The organism is Enterococcus sp. LJL51, from assembly GCF_049894025.1.
GTDB lineage: Bacteria > Bacillota > Bacilli > Lactobacillales > Enterococcaceae > Enterococcus_L.
Genome location: NZ_JBNEQE010000019.1, coordinates 1 through 18,516, shown reverse-complemented (window position 1 = coordinate 18,516; position 18,516 = coordinate 1). Strand labels below are relative to the sequence as shown.

Sequence of the window (18,516 nt, the reverse complement as noted above, 5' to 3'; positions counted from 1 at the left end):
AAAAGCTGACGGCTGTCAACAGAATCAACAAGTTAAAAAGATTTTTATTCATATAAGGAGGCAACAAAAATGCAGGGCAAAGAAGTTGTAGATGCAGTAACAATGAAACGGGCATTAACTCGTATCACGTATGAAATCATTGAAAGAAACAAAGGGATTCAGGATATTGTGCTTGTGGGAATCAAGACGAGAGGAATCTATATTGCCGCCAGAATTGCAGAACGTTTGAAACAACTGGAAAACATTGATGTGCCTGTAGGCGAGCTTGATATTACCTTATATAGAGATGATGTGGCTAACGATGTGGCTGAGGAAGCCGAGCTGCATTCCTCCGATATTCCATTTTCAGTAAAAGGAAAGCAGGTTATCTTGGTAGATGATGTTCTATTCACCGGACGCACGATCCGGGCTGCTCTGGATGCAGTGATAGATTTGGGAAGACCTAAAAAAATATCACTGGCAGTGCTTGTGGATAGAGGCCATAGAGAATTACCGATTCGGGCAGATTATGTTGGGAAGAATATTCCAACGGCAATGACTGAGGAAATAATCGTTGAAATGGAAGAAATCGACGGAACAGATCGAATACTAATTAATAAAACAGCAGAATAAAGTTTATGAATAAATGAGAGAGTTGGAAAGAAGAAATGTTGGAAAAAAAGTTTAGAAATACAGATGTTGTACTGGATATTCAAGATAAACCAAAGGCTTTACAATGGATGGGGCTAAGCCTGCAGCATCTTTTTACAATGTTCGGCGCCAATGTATTGGTACCTATTCTGACAGGGCTGGAGCCAAGCATTGCTTTGTTTAGTTCAGGTGTTGGGACCTTGTTGTACATCTTAATCACTAAAGGATCAGTTCCTGCTTATCTAGGCAGCAGCTTTGCATTTATCTCTGCTATCAATGCGCTAATGGCAACACAAGGATATCCTGCAGTGGCTCAGGGAATCATTTATGCAGGAATCGTTTATCTGATTGTTGCTTTGATTATTGCTAAAACAGGTTCTGATTGGATCAATAAGATTTTACCCCCAGTGGTTGTTGGACCTGTAATCATGGTTATCGGCCTAGGGCTGGCATCCACTGCGGCGAATCAGGCAATGTTTAAAACATTGGAAAATGGCGAATCAGTTTATGACAGTAAATTCTTTTTGGTAGCATTGTTCACACTGGGAATTACCATCTTTTATAACATGTTCCTTAAAGGCTTTCTGAGCTTGATTCCTATTTTACTGGGAATTGTTACAGGATATATTTTTGCAGTCCTGATGGGGATTGTCGATTTTGCGCCAGTTAGTGCTGCACCGTGGTTTGGGCTTCCGGCTTTCCAGATTCCCTTTGTTGACTATGATGTCAAGTTTTCATTAGCCGCCTTAACCAGTATGGCGCCGATTGCGTTTGTAACAATGACAGAGCACATGGGTCACCTGATGGTTCTAAGTAAAATTACTAAAAGAGATTTCTTCAAGTCTCCGGGTCTTAATAAGACATTGCTGGCAGATGGACTGTCTACCATTATTGGAGGATTTACCGGCGGACCACCGACAACTAGCTACGGAGAGAATATCGGTGTACTGGCAATTACTAAGGTACACAGCGTTTATGTTATTGGCGGAGCAGCAGGGTTGGCAATCGTTGCTGGTTTTATCGGTAAAGTAAGTGCTTTGATTCTAAGTATTCCAAGTCCGGTAATTGGCGGCATCAGCTTCTTGCTTTTCGGAGTAATTGCTTCCAGCGGCTTGAGAATTTTAATTGATAATAAAGTTGATTATGATCAAAAACGTAATTTGGTTATCACTTCAGCAATTCTGGTTATTGGAATCGGCGGAGCCTATTTAAAAATTGCCAACTTTGAGTTAACCAGTATGGCATTAGCGACAGTGTTAGGAATTATCTTAAATCTGGTTCTTCCTGAAAAGGCTCGTAGTGAAAAATAAAAGCAAAAATGAAAAAAAGTCATTTCTTTCGCTGTAACTAGTGTAGAAGAAAAGACTAGCAAATCGCTAAAAGAACCAAGATAGATTTTAAAAAGTAAACCAGTTAGTTTTATCAAAATAACAGGAGGAATGACGAATGATTCATACATCAGAGCGGGTTAGTTTAAAGCATTTGTTGACAGTAGAAGCATTAAGTGATCAGGAAGTAATGGGCCTGATCCGTCGGGGACAGGAGTTCAAGCAGGGGGCGGTCTGGGAATCCGGAGGAAAGCAGTATTTTGCAACGAACCTTTTCTTTGAAAACAGCACGCGGACCCACAAGAGTTTTGACGTCGCTGAGAAGAAGCTTGGTCTGGAAGTGATTGAGTTTGAAGCTGGCACAAGCTCCGTTCAAAAAGGCGAGACATTGTATGACACCGTGTTAACAATGTCCGCACTTGGAATTGACGTTGCAGTCATTCGTCATGGAGAAGAAAATTATTATGATGAGCTGATTCAAAGTAAAACGATTCAGTGTTCAATCATTAACGGCGGAGACGGCAGCGGTCAGCACCCTAGTCAATGTCTGCTGGATTTGATGACAATCTATGAAGAATTCGGCCGTTTTGCTGGACTGAAGGTTGCGATTATTGGCGACTTGACTCATTCCAGAGTAGCAAAATCTAACATGCAGATGCTGAAGCGTTTGGGAGCTGAGGTTTATTTCTCTGGTCCGAGAGAGTGGTATGATGAGCAGTTTGATGTATATGGAGAGTACGGGGAGCTGGATGAAATTGTGGAAAAAGTAGATGTGATGATGATGCTGCGGGTACAGCATGAACGTCATGACGGGACAGAAAGCTTTTCAAAGGAAGGCTACCATCAGCAATACGGGTTAACTGTAGAACGGGCAAAACGTATGCAGAAGCAGGCAATTATCATGCACCCGGCACCAATCAATCGGGATGTAGAGCTGGCAGATTCTCTGGTAGAGAGCCTGCAGTCAAGAATTATACAGCAGATGAGCAATGGCGTGTATGTAAGAATGGCAATTTTAGAAGCAGTACTATCAGGAAAGGTGTAGGTGGAATGTATGAAAACATTAATAAAAAATGGAAAAATCGTAGTTAAAGATAATCAAGTAACCGCAGCTGCTGTTTGGATAGAGGATGGAAAAATTGCAGCGATTGGTCAAGTGTTCGAGGAAGCAGATTTTGATCAAGTATATGATGCACAAGGTCAGTTGATTACTCCAGGACTAGTAGATGTCCATGTTCACTTAAGAGAACCCGGCTTTACTTACAAAGAGACGATTGAAACAGGGAGTAAAGCGGCGGCTAGAGGCGGATTTACCACAGTCTGTGCTATGCCTAATCTGAATCCGGTACCTGATACTGCCGAAAAATTGAAAGAAATCTATGAGATTATAAAAAATGAAGCTCAAGTAAAGGTGCTGCAATATGCACCAATCACTGAAGAGCTGCGGAGTGAACGTTTAACAGATCAGAAAGCCCTTAAGGAAGCCGGAGCTTTTGCTTTTACAAATGACGGCGTGGGGGTACAGACTGCAGGAACGATGTATCTGGCGATGAAGGAAGCTGCAGCAAATAACATGGCGTTGGTGGCTCATACAGAGGATGAATCGCTGCTTTTCGGCGGTGTCATGCACGAAGGCGAAATCTCGAAGAAACTGGGACTTCCGGGAATCTTGAGTGCAACAGAAGCTTCTCAAATTGCCAGAGACATCACCTTGGCGAAAGAAACGGGTGCACATTATCATGTTTGTCACGTATCTACAGAAGAAAGTGTTCGCGTGATTCGTGATGGAAAACGTGCAGGTATTCATGTTACGGCTGAGGTTTCACCTCACCACCTGCTTTTGATTGATGAAGATATTCCTGAAGATAACGGTTTTTGGAAAATGAATCCTCCATTAAGAGGAAAAGCGGACCGGCAGGCGTTAATAGATGGGCTGCTGGATGGCACAATTGACTGTATTGCAACGGATCATGCTCCTCATGGTTTGGAAGAAAAGGAACAGAGCTTTTTGAAAGCTCCATTTGGAATTGTCGGCAGTGAAACTGCTTTTCAGCTAATTTATACACATTTTGTTGAAACAGGAAAATTCACTTTGGAACAGGTTATCGACTGGATGGCAGTGAAGCCGGCTCAATTATTCGGATTAGATGCAGGAACGCTGCAAATCGGTGCACCGGCAGATTTAGCAGTGTTTAATCTTGATTTAGAAGAGGCAATAGATGATAAGCAGTTTCTATCTAAAGCGGTCAACACACCATTTGTCGGCTGGAAAGTAAAAGGGAACACTATAATGACCTTTGTAGATGGAAAGCTGGTATGGAAGAAAGAGGAGGCATAGCACGTTGAAACGATTACTGATTTTAGAAGATGGTACGGTCTTCGAGGGAAAAGCTTTCGGAGCAGAAGCAAATGTGGTAGGCGAGGTTGTTTTTACAACTAGTATGACTGGCTACCAGGAAACAATCACAGACCAAAGCTTCAATGGTCAAATCATTACATTTACCTATCCGATGGTAGGGAATTACGGAGTAAACCGTGATGATTATGAATCAATTTCTCCAACCTGTAAAGGGGTGATTGTTAAAGAGCATGCACGTCTAGCTTCTAACTGGCGTAATCAAATGACACTGGATGAATTCCTGAAGAGAAAAGGAATTCCAGGGATTTCAGGGATTGATACTCGTGCATTGACGAAGAAACTTCGTTCAGTCGGAACGATGAAAGGCATGCTGGCAGATGCAGGCGACGATTTTAATCATCTTTTTGATCAGCTGAAGGCAACTGTACTGCCGCACAATCAGGTTGCTCAAGTTTCTACAACCAAACCGTATCCGAGTCCGGGAAGCGGCAGAAATGTTGTTGTTGTGGATTTTGGTTTGAAGCATAGTATCCTGCGTGAGCTTTCAAACAGACAATGCAATCTAACCGTTCTTCCATATAATACAGATGCACAGACGATTTTAGATTTGCATCCGGATGGCGTTATGCTGACAAACGGACCAGGAGATCCCAAGGATGTTCCAGAAGCAATTAAAATGATTCAGGGCATTCAAGGGAAGGTTCCTATTTTTGGTATTTGCTTAGGCCACCAACTATTTTCTCTAGCGAATGGGGCAGATACATACAAAATGAAATTTGGTCATCGCGGGTTGAATCATCCAGTTCGTGAAATTGCGACAGGCAGAATCGATTTTACTTCGCAAAATCATGGCTATGCAGTGGATGAAAAAACAATTGATTCAGATAAACTGATGGTAACCCACGTGGAAATCAACGACGGAACAGTTGAAGGTGTACGCCATAAAGAATTTCCTGCCTTTACAGTACAGTATCATCCAGATGCTGCACCAGGTCCTCATGATGGGTTACATCTTTTTGACGAATTTATGGAATTAATGGATGCATGGAAGGAGCAGGGAAATGCCTAAACGTACAGATATAAAGAAAATCATGGTCATTGGTTCAGGACCAATTATTATTGGTCAGGCAGCAGAGTTTGACTATGCAGGAACACAGGCTTGCCTTGCGCTAAGAGAGGAAGGCTATGAAGTTATTCTAGTCAATTCCAATCCGGCAACAATCATGACTGATAAAGAAATTGCGGATAAAGTCTATATCGAACCGATTACACTGGAGTTTGTTTCAAGGATTCTTAGAAAAGAACGTCCAGATGCACTGCTGCCTACATTGGGCGGTCAAACTGGATTGAATATGGCAATGGAGCTGGCAGCTTCTGGTATTTTAGATGAGCTGAACGTTGAGCTTCTAGGAACTAAGTTAAGTGCGATTGATCAGGCGGAAGACAGAGATTTGTTCAAGCAGCTGATGGAGGAGCTAGGGCAGCCGATTCCAGAAAGTGATATTGTGCATACAGTAGAAGAAGCACTGGCTTTTGCAGAAACAATCGGCTATCCGATCATTGTTCGACCTGCGTTTACACTGGGCGGTACAGGCGGCGGCATGTGCGACAATGAGGAAGAGCTGCGTATTGTAGCGGAAAACGGCTTGAAGCTCTCCCCGGCAACTCAGTGCCTAATTGAAAAAAGTATTGCCGGCTATAAGGAAATTGAATACGAAGTAATGCGTGATTCGGCGGACAATGCAATCGTTGTCTGTAATATGGAAAACTTTGACCCTGTGGGCATTCATACTGGAGACTCGATTGTTTTTGCGCCAAGTCAAACAATGTCTGATTATGAGTATCAAATGCTGAGAGATGCTTCGTTAAAGATCATCCGGGCATTAAAAATAGAAGGCGGTTGTAACGTTCAGCTGGCGCTGGATCCCCATAGCTTTGAATACTATGTTATTGAGGTAAACCCTCGTGTTTCCCGCTCCTCTGCTTTAGCAAGTAAAGCAACCGGCTACCCGATTGCAAAGCTTGCCGCAAAAATTGCAGTGGGCTTAACGCTGGATGAAATGAAAAATCCGGTAACTGGAACGACATATGCTGAATTTGAACCTGCATTGGACTATGTAGTAGCTAAGATTCCACGCTGGCCTTTTGATAAGTTTGAAAAGGGCGAACGTTTATTAGGAACCCAGATGAAAGCGACTGGAGAAGTGATGGCTATTGGTCGAAACATTGAAGAATCACTTCTTAAAGCTGTCCGTTCTTTGGAAATTGGTGCCTATCACAATGAGCTAAAAGAACTAAAGGACGTTTCCGACGATGTACTAACTGAAAAAATTGTTAAGGCACAGGATGACCGTTTATTCTACCTGTCTGAGGCATTAAGAAGAGGCTATAGTATTGAAGACTTGGCATTATTAACAAAGATTGATTTATTCTTCCTTGATAAGCTGCTTCATATTGTTGAACTAGAGCAATCACTTAGCGAAAGTGTTGATGACCTGGCAGTGTTGAAAGAAGCGAAGCAAAATGGGTTCACTGATCGAAAAATTGCGGAGCTGTGGCAGACAACCACAGAAACAATCACTCAAATACGAAAAACACAAGGTATCGTTCCTGTCTATAAGATGGTAGACACGTGTGCGGCAGAATTTGAATCTCAAACCCCTTATTTTTACAGTAGCTATGAGTTCGAAAATGAAAGTATTCGTTCTGACAAGCCTTCTGTTTTAGTCTTAGGCTCAGGGCCTATTCGGATTGGTCAGGGAGTAGAGTTTGACTATGCGACAGTTCATTCAGTAAAAGCAATTCAGGCCGCCGGCTACGAAGCAATCATTATGAACAGCAACCCTGAGACGGTTTCTACGGATTTCTCGATATCTGATAAGCTGTACTTCGAGCCATTAACACTGGAAGATGTCATGAATGTGATTGATTTGGAGCAGCCTATTGGAGTGATTGTCCAGTTTGGCGGTCAAACAGCGATTAACTTAGCTGAACCGCTAGTGAAAAACGGAGTGAAAATTCTCGGAACAACAATCGAAGATTTAGACCGTGCCGAAAACCGTGATTTATTTGAACAGGCATTGAATGAGCTTGAAATCCCTCAGCCGCCAGGTGATACAGCAACTAGTGAAGCAGAGGCAGTGGCAGTGGCCAACCGTATCGGCTATCCAGTTTTAGTTCGCCCAAGCTATGTTTTAGGGGGACGGGCGATGGAGATTGTGGAAAATCAGAAAGATCTGGAAGACTATATGAAAAATGCTGTTAAGGCTTCTCCGGAGCATCCAGTTCTGGTCGACAGCTATTTACTGGGACGGGAATGCGAGGTTGATGCCATTTGTGACGGTGAAACAGTGTTAATTCCGGGAATCATGGAGCATATTGAGCGGGCAGGTGTTCACTCAGGCGATTCGATGGCGGTTTATCCACCACAGACACTATCTGAAACTATCAAAGAAACAATTACTGAATACACTAAAAAACTAGCATTGGGACTGAACTGCATTGGAATGATGAATATTCAGTTTGTGATTCATGAAGAGACTGTTTATGTTATTGAAGTCAATCCACGGGCGAGCCGGACGGTTCCCTTCCTGAGTAAAATCACAGGTATTCCCATGGCGCAGATAGCAACCAAAGCTATTCTGGGTGAAAAGCTAACTGATTTGGGCTATACAGATGGTCTGTATCCAGAAAGCAAACAGGTTCACATCAAAGCACCGGTCTTCTCATTTACGAAGCTACAGAAAGTGGATACTTATCTTGGACCAGAAATGAAGTCAACAGGGGAAGTGATGGGCTCGGATTATAGTCTTGAAAAAGCATTGTATAAAGCTTTTGAAGCAAGCGGGCTGCATTTGCCAAGCTATGGGGCTGTCTTATTCACTATTGCTGACGAAACCAAAGAAGAGGCACTGGATTTGGCCAAACGCTTTACAGAGATTGGCTATAGTCTTACAGCTACAGCGGGAACTGCTCAATATTTTGCTAAGGCAGGGCTGCAGGTAGAAACGATTTCAAAAATCGAAGATAAAGAATCAGGTAAAGAAACGGTTGTTGATTTGATTCGCAGCGGACAAACTCAAGTAGTTATCAACACAATGGATAAAAACCGCTCATCAGCAAATGAGGACGGCTTTATCATCCGCAGAGAATCTGTGGAGCATGGTGTTCCGTTGTTTACTTCGCTGGATACAGCAAATGCCATCTTAAAAGTGTTGGAATCAAGAGCTTTTTCTACAGAAGCTATCTAAAAAAGTAGAAGTAAGCTATCATAATAAGTGATAGCACAACATATCCCTTTTGCTAGAAGAACAGTTAAGAGGAAAAGTAGAGAGCAACCGGACTTAGCGCTCTCTACAGCTCCTCAATTAAACAGCAGATAAGCACAAGGGTGTGCCATAAGTTTATTTCTGAAAGGAGTCTGACGATGAAACAGGAAATGATGACAATCACTGCGCAGAAGCAGCTGGCCCCAAGGATTTTTCAAATGACATTGACCGGTGAGTTAGTCAAAGAAATGGGAAAGCCAGGACAGTTTCTACATATTAAAGTACCGCGCGAGGATCTTTTGCTTAGACGGCCAATTAGTATCAACCAGATTAACAAAGAAGAAAGCAGCTGTACAATCATTTATCGTACAGAAGGGGATGGTACCCAGTATTTTTCTACAATGACAGTAGGAGAACAGCTGGATGTAATGGGACCATTAGGTAATGGCTTTGACTTGTCTGACCTAAAGACTGGACAGCGGGTTTATGTTGTCGGCGGCGGAATCGGCATCCCGCCTATGTACGAACTATCAAAGCAGCTGAAAGCGAAAGGCGTTGAAGTCATTCATTTTCTTGGATATGCCTCGAAGGAAGTAGCTTATTTTCAAGATGAATTTATGGCATTAGGAGATACTCGTTTTGCAACAGATGATGGTTCTTTTGGTATTCAAGGGAATGTGGGTAATTTATTGATGACAGCTTTGGAGGATGAAGCACCAGCTGCAGTTTTTGCTTGTGGTGCTAACGGCATGTTGAAAACCGTAGCGCAGCTATTTTCAGATAATCCGAATGTGTTTCTCTCTTTGGAACAGCGAATGGCCTGTGGAATGGGCGCTTGTTATGCCTGCGTTTGTCATGTGCCGGATGACGAGACTGGAACTAAGAGTGTAAAAGTTTGCGATGAGGGTCCTATTTTCAGGGCTAGGGAGGTTGTATTATGATGAAAAATCCTTTAGCAGTCAGTCTTCCAGGACTAACATTAAAAAACCCTATTATCCCTGCCAGCGGCTGTTTTGGCTTTGGCGAAGAATATGCAAAATATTACGATATCGGTTTGCTTGGCTCAATCATGATTAAAGCAACGACTGCAGAAGCTCGTTTTGGAAATGCAACACCGCGGGTTGCTGAGACGCCTAGCGGCATGCTGAATGCCATTGGCTTACAGAATCCGGGGCTCAAGGTAGTAATGGAAGAAAAGCTTCCAGCATTGGAAAAATACGATTTACCGATTATTGCCAATGTTGCGGGTGCCTGCGAAGAAGACTATGTTGAAGTTTGTGCCAAAATTGGGGATGCTTCAAATGTCGGCGCTATCGAGTTGAATATTTCCTGTCCCAATGTTAAGCATGGGGGAATCGCGTTTGGTACAGATCCCGATGTCGCATTTCAATTAACAGAAGCAGTGAAAAAGGTAGCAAAAGTACCGGTTTATGTTAAGCTTTCGCCGAATGTTACTGATATTGTGCCAATCGCTCAAGCTATTGAAGCAGGCGGTGCAGACGGCTTTACAATGATAAACACGCTGCTGGGCATGCGGATTGATTTAAAAACTAGAAGACCGATTCTGGCAAATAGTACTGGAGGATTATCAGGTCCGGCAATTAAGCCGGTGGCGATTCGCCTTATTCATCAGGTTTCGCAAGTCTCTTCACTTCCGATTATTGGAATGGGCGGCGTGCAGACGGTAGATGATGTCCTGGAAATGTTTATGGCTGGTGCAAGCGCAGTTGGTGTAGGTACCGCGAATTTTACTGATCCTTATATTTGTCCTAAATTGATTGAAGGCTTGCCTATTCGCATGGCAGAGCTTGGTATTGAATCATTGGAGCAGTTAATTAAAGAAGTAAGAGAGGAGCGGCGCTCATGATTGAACGGCCGGTTATTGCATTGGATTTCCCTTCAAAAAAAGATGTAGAACATTTTCTTGAAGGGTTTCCTGTGGAAGAAAAGCTTTATTTGAAAGTAGGAATGGAGCTGTTTTATCAGGAGGGTCCGGAAATTGTCCGCTTTTTGAAACAGGCTGGTCATTCTGTCTTTCTGGATTTGAAGCTGCATGATATTCCAAACACTGTAGAAAGTGCGATGAAGGGATTGGCGAAGCTTGGCGTGGATATGACAAATGTTCATGCGGCCGGCGGGATTCAAATGATGCAGGCTGCTAAGCGAGGGCTTGAAGCTGGAGCTCAGCAAGCCCAAACACCCATTCTGATTGCCGTTACTCAGCTGACATCGACTAGTGAAGAAGAAATGCAGCACGATCAGCTAATTCATGCTTCATTAAAGGAAAGTGTTAAGCACTATGCTAAATGTGCTGAAACGGCTGGGCTAAATGGCGTTGTTTGTTCTGCGCAAGAAGTCCAACTGATTAAGGAATCGACGAATGAATCCTTCGTTTGTCTAACACCAGGTATTCGTCCGGCCGGAAGTGCCGTTGGCGATCAGAAGCGGGTAATGACGCCCGCAGCAGCAAGAGAAATCGGTTCAGATTATATAGTAGTTGGGCGTCCAATCACTCAGGCTGAGAATCCCTATCAAGCATATCTGTCAATTAAAAAGGAATGGAGCGGAAATTAAATGACTGAATTAGCAAAAAATGTAGCAAAGGATTTATTAAAAATTGAAGCGGTGTTTTTAAGTCCAAATGATCCCTTCACATGGGCTAGCGGCATTAAAAGTCCAATCTATTGCGACAACCGCATTACTATGAGCTATCCAATGATTCGTAAAGAAATCGCTCAAGGTCTGGCAGCAGCCATTAAGGAGAAATATCCAGAGGTTGAAGTAATTGCAGGAACAGCTACAGCGGGCATTCCTCATGCTGCCTGGGTTGCAGATATTCTTGACCTGCCGATGGTTTACATTCGCAGTAAGGCAAAGGAACATGGGAAAGGGAACCAGATTGAAGGACGTATCAGCGAAGGTCAGAAAATGGTTATCATTGAAGATTTGATTTCAACTGGCGGGAGTGTCCTTGAGGCCGCAGAAGCAGCCAAACGTGAAGGAGCCGATGTTTTAGGCGTAGCTGCAATCTTTACCTATGAATTGCCAAAGGGACTAGAAAATTTTGAGGCGCATGGTATTGAGTTGACGACATTAACAAATTACTCAACACTGCTTGAAGCGGCGCTGGAAGCAAAATATATTGAAGCTCAGGATTTAGAACTACTACAGGAATGGAAGCAAAACCCAGCTGCTTGGAAAACAGTGTAAAAATGAAACAGGAGAACAGATTAGATAAAAGTGATTGAATTTAAGCAGCGGGCAAGCTAGCTTTTCATCACTTGTTCTACTTTCGTAGTAAGTAATCACAGTGATTCAAAGCATTAAGAAGGAATGTACGAAAATGACAGGAAACACGAAGGTCAGCCATTCGCTGTCGACGTATTACCGCAGAAGCTGCTTCCATCTCACTGTCTATTCGGTTTTAAGTGTGCTGAGGGTCTAGAGGTCTAATTGTATCTCCGATTTTTGATACCTATTTCAATTTAGAATAAACGTTGGGACAGAAGCAGCAATTTTTAGATGTTTGCCGCTTGTGTCCTTTTTTATTTTATTGAGCAGTGATTTTCGGGAGGTCATTGTTTGACCCAAATTGGGAAATAAGATACAGTTATCAAAAATAATTTTTTTCTTTTAGGAGGCCGTATGAAAAATATTCGAAATATGGATGTAGAATGGAGTTATTCAGGAGAAAGAGGTCCAGAACATTGGGGAACTTTATGTGACTGGTTTGCTGAAGGAGCGGCATTTCCAGATCAGTCGCCAATTCGTCTTTCTGTCGATTCTATCAATGAGAAGAAGCTTATAGGCAGTGACAGCATTACCTTTCATTATAAAAAAGAAGTCTTTACTGAAAAAGAATTTAAAAATACTATGCACTTTGTACCGCCAAATACAGAAAGCTTCATCGTGTATGCGGATCAGACCTATCATTTGACGGATATCCACTTTCATACGCCAGCAGAGCATCTGCTTGAAGAACAGGAGTATCCTATCGAGTTTCATCTAGTTCATATGAATGATTTAGGTCAAAACCTGGTAGTAGGCTGCTTGTTCAATCTGACGAGAGATGTAAACAAATTTACAGAGCTAAGAACGCTGGTTGAAGGCAGCATAAGAACACATGAGTTTTATTTTGACCCTTCCGTTTTTTTACCGGAAAAACGAAGCCATTTTCATTATACAGGTTCTTTAACTACTCCGCCGACAAAGGGACCGATTCCTTGGTTTGTGTTCCAAGAAGTGGGGCAGATGGATAGGCAATTGGTTGAATCCCTGAAAGAAGGTATGCTGGCGCTCAATAGCCGTCCGCTGCAGGATAGAAAAGGTCGTCCGGTTTATTTAGTCGAATGAACAATGGAGAATGATGATGAATATAAAACAAATGAAATATGTCGTAGCGGTTGCTGATAACGGCAGTTTTCGAGAAGCTGCGAAAAAGCTCTTTATCGCCCAGCCTAGCTTATCCAATAGCATAAAAGAGCTGGAAGATGAATTAGGTATTCGTTTATTTACGCGAACAAACAAAGGGGCTTTTCTAACAGAAGCAGGAGTTCAATTTTTAGAGCATGCTGAAAAAGTATTGACACCGCTGGCATTATTAGAACAGCGCTATATCCAGCAGCAGGCAAGTGAACGTTTCTCTGTCTCTTCACAGCATTATGATTTTTTGGGAAAAATTATGGCGCAGATGATTAAAAAATTTGAAGAGCAATACAAAGAATTCCGTCTGTTCGAAACGACCACTCTTAAAGTGATTGAAGATGTAAAAAGTCATAACAGTGAACTGGGGATACTGTATTTAAATAGTAAGAATCGGTCTGGTATTGAACGTCACTTGTCAGGGACGAATCTAACTTATGAAGTGATTGGCAATTTTGCTACCCACATTTTCTTGGGCAACCATCATCCTTTAGCCCATAAAAGACAAATTGGCTTAAAGGAATTAATGGCCTATCCTCAGGTTCGTTTTATTCAGGAGGGTAGTGAATTTTCTTATTTTGCTGAAGACTTGATTGAAGAAGATGAACAAGGAACGGTTATTTATGTTAACGACCGGGGAACACTGATGAACATTCTAGCTGAAACGAATGCCTATGCTTCCGGTTCAGGTATCGTTACTGGATTTACGAAAAAGGAAATTAGACTAATCCCTCTAGAACAGTCGGAAGAAAATAAAATCTGTATCCTCTATCAGAAAAATCAGCAGAGAACAGAAATTGCGCATCATTTTGTTAAGCTGTTGAAGGAAGTTTCTAGAACAATCAGTTAGCAAAAGAGTCAGCTTTACAAGCAAAGAGGGGAGTAACCCTTTCTTGCTAAACGCTCTTTAGCCAGCCGATAGCTTATTCGTGCTTTTTTACTTCTCAAAAAAAGCTTGAAACAAAACCAGTGAATCTCTGTTTTTTGCTCCAAGCGCTATGATAGTATGCAGTTTGTTGTCTGTCAATCTGAGATGAGGTTGAATCATTTTTTTAAAGGAACTATACCCTTGTTTATTTAACGACGGTACAGTTCTTTTTTATAATAAAGCTAATTTTTAATTTATTCTTTTAGGAAACAATCAATAGCTGCGGCTGTTTTCTCCATCTCTTCACGAGTGCCAATCGAAATTCGCAGATATTTTTTTAAGCGTGCTGGTTTAGCAAAATAACGGACAAAAATATTTTGTTCTTCTAAAAAATGATAAAGTGCGGGTACATCGATTGTTTTATGGGTTGTTAATACAAAATTAGTCTGAGAATCCAAAGACTGAAAACCGAAGGTAGCCAGTTTGCTGACGAACCACTCTCTTGTTTTGCAGATTTCTTCATTTATTTTCTGATAGTAGCTAGTATCTTCAACTGCTGCAGCTGCCAGTTTCTCAGCTAGTAAATCAACAGAATAAGGATTAAAAGAAGACTTGACGCTTTCCATAACCGCGATATACCGAGGATCTCCTATGGCATATCCGATACGCAAACCAGCCAGTGATTGGGACTTTGATAAGGTACGGACAATAATCAAATTAGAAAATTCATCAAGTAAAGGAAGCATCGTTTCTTCTGCAAATTCTGCATAAGCCTCATCAATGATGACAATCACATCTGGATGTTTTTTTAAGAGTGTGCGAACAGCCTCTGAAGATTTAAATAAACCAGTTGGGGCATTAGGATTAGCAATAACTATACCGCCATTTGGCTGGTTGTAATCAGAAAAATCAATATGAAAATCCGTCGTTAACGGGAGTTCTTTAAAGGGGATATGAAACAAGTCAGCCCAAACCTTATAAAAACCATAAGTAATATCAGGAAAAAGAATCGATTCGCTGCTATTAAAAAAAGCAAGAAAACAAAATGCTAATACTTCATCAGAACCATTTCCAATAATTAATTGTTCCGGGAGCAGCTGGTGTTTGTCAGCCAGTGCATTTTTTAAAAGCTGATTGTCTAAAGAGCTGTAGCGTTTTAAGTCCTCTACTTTGAACTCTTTTAACGCTTTTTCGACCTTTGGTGAAGGAGGGTAGGGATTTTCATTTGTGTTAATTTTAATCATATTTGGATAATTTGGCTGATTCCCAGGAATGTATGGTGCGATTTTACGAATGCCTTTCATCGTTTCACGCCTTTCTCTATTAAGTATTCGTGATTTTCTTAACTATAAAGAATCGAAAAAGGAAATGCAAGAGTAAAATGAGATTTTGACGAGAAAAAAATCATGTTTTTAAATAATATTTTCATTATTAAGCAGAATATGATACCATAATGAGCAAGTATAAAGGAGTGATGTTAATGGACTTAACAAACAGATTTAATCAGCAGGTTTATAAGATTGCGGTTTCTACAATCCGCCGCTTTGATGAGCAGGTTTCTACAATTCCTGATATATTGAAGCTGACATTGGGTGAACCTGATTTTAATACGCCAGACCATGTAAAAGAAGCCGGACAACAGGCAATTGAGCAGAATTTCTCTCATTATTCAGGCATGGCAGGGTTAACGGATGTCCGCGAAGCAGCTGCATACTTTATTAAGGGAAAATATGGATTAGCTTATGATCCTTTAACAGAAGTTTTAGTCACTATTGGTGCAACTGAAGCGATATCTGCCAGTTTGCTGGCTATTTTGGAAAAAGGAGATAAGGTCCTGCTGCCGGCACCAATCTATCCAGGGTATGAACCAGTGATTACACTAGCGGGTGCAGAGCCTGTATATATAGATACAACAAGCAATGGTTTTGTTTTAACACCGGAAATGATTGATGAAGCCATGGCAGTCCATGGTGAACAGGTGAAAGCAGTCATTTTGAATTATCCAAGCAATCCGACTGGGGTAACCTACAATCGTTCAGAGGTTCAAGCAATTGCAGAGGTTCTGAAAAAATACCCAGTATTTGTTATCAGTGATGAAGTGTATAGTGAGCTGACCTATGATGATCCCCATGTATCGATTGCTGAATTTATTCCTGAGCAGACTATTATGATTAATGGGTTGTCTAAATCTCACGCAATGACAGGCTGGAGAATCGGCTTCATTTTTAGCAGAAAAGAGTTAACCGGAGAAATTATTAAGGTCCATCAATATCTGGTAACAGCTGCTTCAACAATTTCTCAAAAGGCAGCAGTCCGGGCATTGGTTGAGGGAATCAATGACGGCGTAATTATGAAGGAAGAGTACCGTAAACGTCGTGATTTTGTTTATGATCAGATGACAACCCTAGGTTTTCAAGTTGCTCGACCGAATGGTGCCTTTTATATTTTTGCAAAAATACCTGAGGGTGTTGAACAAGACTCAATGAAGTTCTGTATTGATTTGGCAGAGAAGCAGGCACTAGCACTAATTCCCGGAATTGCATTCGGACCGGAAGCAGAAGGTTATGTCCGAATTAGCTATGCTGCCGATATGGAACGACTGGTTGAAGCGATGAATCGGTTGACTATCTATATGACTAAAGAGATAAAAGATTAGGACCATACATTACAACTTGCGTCCCAAACAAGTGCTGATAAACATCTTTCTTATTGCTTAGAAATGCGGTGATGAGAAGGATGTTTTTATTGATAAAAATGCGAAAGGGATCCCCTTGCGGCTGACATATTGCTATTTCTATAATAAAAAGGCAAGGCCATGATACATACAAGAATGCTGCCAATAGTAAAAATACTACTATTAATAGTGTGAATAACAGCTAAATGAACGAAATAAACAGGTATCTTTTCCAAGAGTTTTCCGTTGAAAAAGACCGCCTTTTTTTGTATACAAAATCTTTACATTTCTTTACCGATTATTTACAGGATATTTGAGAAGCATTAACAATGACTTGTTAGACTAAGCTTGTAACTAATCTTACTAAGGAAGTGTTGAAATGAAGAAGAAGATTTTAACAACAATGGTCATTACAGTAGGCGTACTTTTGGCAGGATGTAACAGTTCTGATACGAAAGGCGAAGCTTCTGATAAAACAAACGAACCAACCAAAATTGTAGCAGTTGGCTCAACTGCACTACAACCTCTTGTTGATGCTGCCAAAGATCAGTTTATCGCAGAAAATACTGCCTACTCTATCTCTGTTCAAGGGGGCGGCAGCGGGACAGGGTTATCTCAAGTTGCTGATGGCGCAGTAACAATTGGTAATTCTGATGTTTTTGCTGAAGAGAAATCCGGGATTGAAGCGGATAAGCTGGTAGACCATAAAGTAGCAGTTGTAGGGATGGGACCTGTAGTGAATAAGGATGTTGGTGTTAAAGAGCTGACCAAAGCTCAGTTAATCGATATTTTTACAGGGAAAACCACAAACTGGCAGGATGTTGGCGGCAAGAATCAGGAAATCGCTGTAATCAACCGACCGGAAGGTAGTGGAACTAGAGCGACTTTCGAAAAATGGGGACTTGACGGAGCGACATCGGTAAAATCACAGGAACAAGATTCCTCAGGTACTGTCCGTCAGATTGTTTCTCAAACTCCAGGGGCAATTAGTTATTTAGCATTTTCTTATATGGATGAATCAACCATAGCTTTGAAAATTGACGGTGTGGAGCCGACAGAAGAAAATGTCGCTGATAATACTTGGTCTATCTGGTCTTACGAGCACATGTATACCAAAGGGCAGCCTGATGAATCAGTGAAAAAATTCCTGGATTATATGATTAGTGATGGTATTCAGAAAAGTGTTGTAAAAGAATTGGGTTACGTTCCTATCACAGATATGAAAATTGAACGCAGTGTTGATGGAGAAGTAACAAATCTTTAATTGAACGATTCAGTCTTATTCTGGCATCGAAATGATAAACGAAAATTCTATAAATGAGTAAAAGAGGAGGGACAGAAGGGCTAAGCTTTGAGAACCAAGTAGGTCCTGTTCGACAACAACTGCTCCCTCACTGTGTTTCACAGCAATAAGAAGGATTTTCTTAAAATGACAGGAAACACAAATGTGAGACAGTTGATGCTATTGGAACGAAGTGTAGCAAGTTGCTTCTGTCTCACCGTTTATTCGAATGTTAAATAAGGCAGCGTTTGGACATTTATTTATGTTCCAAACGCTTTTTTTTTACAAATTAGAAAAAGTTAAAATCTCATTTTCTTTTATATTATTTAAAAATATTGATACATCGTTTGATGTTTTATTTGTTATAATTATATATCTAAATGATTTTTATTTATTCTAATAGTGAGATTCTGTTCTGTGTTTTAATAAAAGAAAGCGATAATTTAAAAGTGAAAGAAATGAACGCTTACATCCGAATTTTAATCAGAAAAAATCAGCACCGGAAGGTTTGGCAGGAATTCAAAAGCAGCAGAATGATATCCTGCGCCCTTTTGGCTAAAAAAGGAGGAAAAGGTTGGATATAAAGTATAATGCAGCAGATTGGCAGGCGTTGAGCGAGGGTGTGGGCTTTATCGAAAGCATGGATCTCTTTTCTATGCTGAAGGAAGCCGACCGTCTCAGTGAA

At 41.3% G+C, this 18,516-nt stretch carries 15 protein-coding genes; 14 read left to right on the top strand and 1 reads right to left on the bottom strand.

The features are described 5' to 3' along the window. The first annotated feature begins 69 nt into the window (after window positions 1-69). The 12 genes from pyrR to ACPWSO_RS15025 all read left to right on the top strand — a co-directional run bounded on the left by pyrR (window position 70) and on the right by ACPWSO_RS15025 (window position 13,857). The gene (gene pyrR / locus ACPWSO_RS15080; protein ID WP_426084409.1) at window positions 70-612 is read left to right on the top strand and encodes a bifunctional pyr operon transcriptional regulator/uracil phosphoribosyltransferase PyrR; all 543 of its coding nucleotides are present in this window, start codon (window positions 70-72) and stop codon (window positions 610-612) included. A gap of 35 nt (window positions 613-647) precedes the next feature. Then, window positions 648-1,940, top strand: coding sequence for a uracil permease (gene uraA, locus ACPWSO_RS15075; RefSeq protein WP_426084408.1), 1,293 nt, complete (start codon window positions 648-650; stop codon window positions 1,938-1,940). A 136-nt stretch (window positions 1,941-2,076) separates the two neighbouring features. Then, complete coding sequence (locus ACPWSO_RS15070; protein ID WP_426084407.1) at window positions 2,077-3,003, top strand: aspartate carbamoyltransferase catalytic subunit; 927 nt, start codon at window positions 2,077-2,079, stop codon at window positions 3,001-3,003. A 9-nt stretch (window positions 3,004-3,012) separates the two neighbouring features. Continuing rightward, on the top strand, window positions 3,013-4,296 hold the full coding sequence (locus tag ACPWSO_RS15065; RefSeq protein ID WP_426084406.1) for a dihydroorotase: 1,284 nt from the start codon (window positions 3,013-3,015) through the stop codon (window positions 4,294-4,296). Between the two features lie 4 nt (window positions 4,297-4,300). Next, on the top strand, window positions 4,301-5,386 hold the full coding sequence (locus ACPWSO_RS15060) for a carbamoyl phosphate synthase small subunit (protein ID WP_426084405.1): 1,086 nt from the start codon (window positions 4,301-4,303) through the stop codon (window positions 5,384-5,386). Next, window positions 5,379-8,567 (top strand): carbamoyl-phosphate synthase large subunit, encoded by a 3,189-nt coding sequence (gene carB / locus ACPWSO_RS15055; protein WP_426084404.1) that lies wholly within the window; start codon window positions 5,379-5,381, stop codon window positions 8,565-8,567. Before ACPWSO_RS15060 ends, carB begins: the two co-directional genes overlap by 8 nt. Window positions 8,568-8,743: 176 nt before the next feature. Further along, window positions 8,744-9,526 (top strand): dihydroorotate dehydrogenase electron transfer subunit, encoded by a 783-nt coding sequence (locus tag ACPWSO_RS15050; RefSeq protein WP_426084403.1) that lies wholly within the window; start codon window positions 8,744-8,746, stop codon window positions 9,524-9,526. Continuing rightward, window positions 9,523-10,452 carry a dihydroorotate dehydrogenase gene (locus ACPWSO_RS15045; RefSeq protein ID WP_426084402.1) on the top strand — a complete coding sequence of 310 codons (930 nt, stop codon included), beginning with the start codon at window positions 9,523-9,525 and terminating at the stop codon, window positions 10,450-10,452. Before ACPWSO_RS15050 ends, ACPWSO_RS15045 begins: the two co-directional genes overlap by 4 nt. Continuing rightward, window positions 10,449-11,159 (top strand): orotidine-5'-phosphate decarboxylase, encoded by a 711-nt coding sequence (gene pyrF, locus ACPWSO_RS15040; protein WP_426084401.1) that lies wholly within the window; start codon window positions 10,449-10,451, stop codon window positions 11,157-11,159. Before ACPWSO_RS15045 ends, pyrF begins: the two co-directional genes overlap by 4 nt. Then, on the top strand, window positions 11,160-11,795 hold the full coding sequence (pyrE, locus tag ACPWSO_RS15035) for an orotate phosphoribosyltransferase (RefSeq protein WP_426084400.1): 636 nt from the start codon (window positions 11,160-11,162) through the stop codon (window positions 11,793-11,795). Window positions 11,796-12,230: 435 nt separating this feature from the next. Further along, on the top strand, window positions 12,231-12,938 hold the full coding sequence (locus ACPWSO_RS15030) for a carbonic anhydrase family protein (RefSeq protein ID WP_426084399.1): 708 nt from the start codon (window positions 12,231-12,233) through the stop codon (window positions 12,936-12,938). Window positions 12,939-12,954: 16 nt separating this feature from the next. Beyond that, window positions 12,955-13,857, top strand: a complete 903-nt coding sequence (locus ACPWSO_RS15025) for a LysR family transcriptional regulator (protein WP_426084398.1) — start codon at window positions 12,955-12,957, stop codon at window positions 13,855-13,857. A gap of 272 nt (window positions 13,858-14,129) precedes the next feature. Here ACPWSO_RS15025 and hisC read toward each other — a convergent pair whose 3' ends face one another. Next, a complete protein-coding gene (gene hisC, locus ACPWSO_RS15020) occupies window positions 14,130-15,179 on the bottom strand; it encodes a histidinol-phosphate transaminase (RefSeq protein ID WP_426084397.1) in 1,050 nt (349 codons plus the stop codon). A 176-nt stretch (window positions 15,180-15,355) separates the two neighbouring features. On the opposite strand from hisC, the gene ACPWSO_RS15015 reads away from it, so the two are divergent. Then, window positions 15,356-16,531, top strand: a complete 1,176-nt coding sequence (locus tag ACPWSO_RS15015; protein ID WP_426084396.1) for a pyridoxal phosphate-dependent aminotransferase — start codon at window positions 15,356-15,358, stop codon at window positions 16,529-16,531. A 397-nt stretch (window positions 16,532-16,928) separates the two neighbouring features. Then, window positions 16,929-17,813 (top strand): phosphate ABC transporter substrate-binding protein PstS family protein, encoded by an 885-nt coding sequence (locus ACPWSO_RS15010; RefSeq protein WP_426084395.1) that lies wholly within the window; start codon window positions 16,929-16,931, stop codon window positions 17,811-17,813. Window positions 17,814-18,516 lie beyond the last annotated feature (703 nt).

Bases quoted from the DNA above. Each gene is read 5' to 3' on its own strand.
- ACPWSO_RS15030 (WP_426084399.1), top strand. From the start codon at position 12,231: ATGAAAAATATTCGAAATATGGATGTAGAATGGAGTTATTCAGGAGAA.
- ACPWSO_RS15050 (WP_426084403.1), top strand. From the start codon at position 8,744: ATGAAACAGGAAATGATGACAATCACTGCGCAGAAGCAGCTGGCCCCA.
- ACPWSO_RS15025 (WP_426084398.1), top strand. From the start codon at position 12,955: ATGAATATAAAACAAATGAAATATGTCGTAGCGGTTGCTGATAACGGC.
- pyrF (WP_426084401.1), top strand. From the start codon at position 10,449: ATGATTGAACGGCCGGTTATTGCATTGGATTTCCCTTCAAAAAAAGAT.
- ACPWSO_RS15070 (WP_426084407.1), top strand. From the start codon at position 2,077: ATGATTCATACATCAGAGCGGGTTAGTTTAAAGCATTTGTTGACAGTA.
- ACPWSO_RS15045 (WP_426084402.1), top strand. From the start codon at position 9,523: ATGATGAAAAATCCTTTAGCAGTCAGTCTTCCAGGACTAACATTAAAA.
- hisC (WP_426084397.1), bottom strand. From the start codon at position 15,179: ATGAAAGGCATTCGTAAAATCGCACCATACATTCCTGGGAATCAGCCA.
- ACPWSO_RS15010 (WP_426084395.1), top strand. From the start codon at position 16,929: ATGAAGAAGAAGATTTTAACAACAATGGTCATTACAGTAGGCGTACTT.
- ACPWSO_RS15065 (WP_426084406.1), top strand. From the start codon at position 3,013: ATGAAAACATTAATAAAAAATGGAAAAATCGTAGTTAAAGATAATCAA.
- pyrR (WP_426084409.1), top strand. From the start codon at position 70: ATGCAGGGCAAAGAAGTTGTAGATGCAGTAACAATGAAACGGGCATTA.
- uraA (WP_426084408.1), top strand. From the start codon at position 648: ATGTTGGAAAAAAAGTTTAGAAATACAGATGTTGTACTGGATATTCAA.
- ACPWSO_RS15015 (WP_426084396.1), top strand. From the start codon at position 15,356: ATGGACTTAACAAACAGATTTAATCAGCAGGTTTATAAGATTGCGGTT.
- carB (WP_426084404.1), top strand. From the start codon at position 5,379: ATGCCTAAACGTACAGATATAAAGAAAATCATGGTCATTGGTTCAGGA.
- pyrE (WP_426084400.1), top strand. From the start codon at position 11,160: ATGACTGAATTAGCAAAAAATGTAGCAAAGGATTTATTAAAAATTGAA.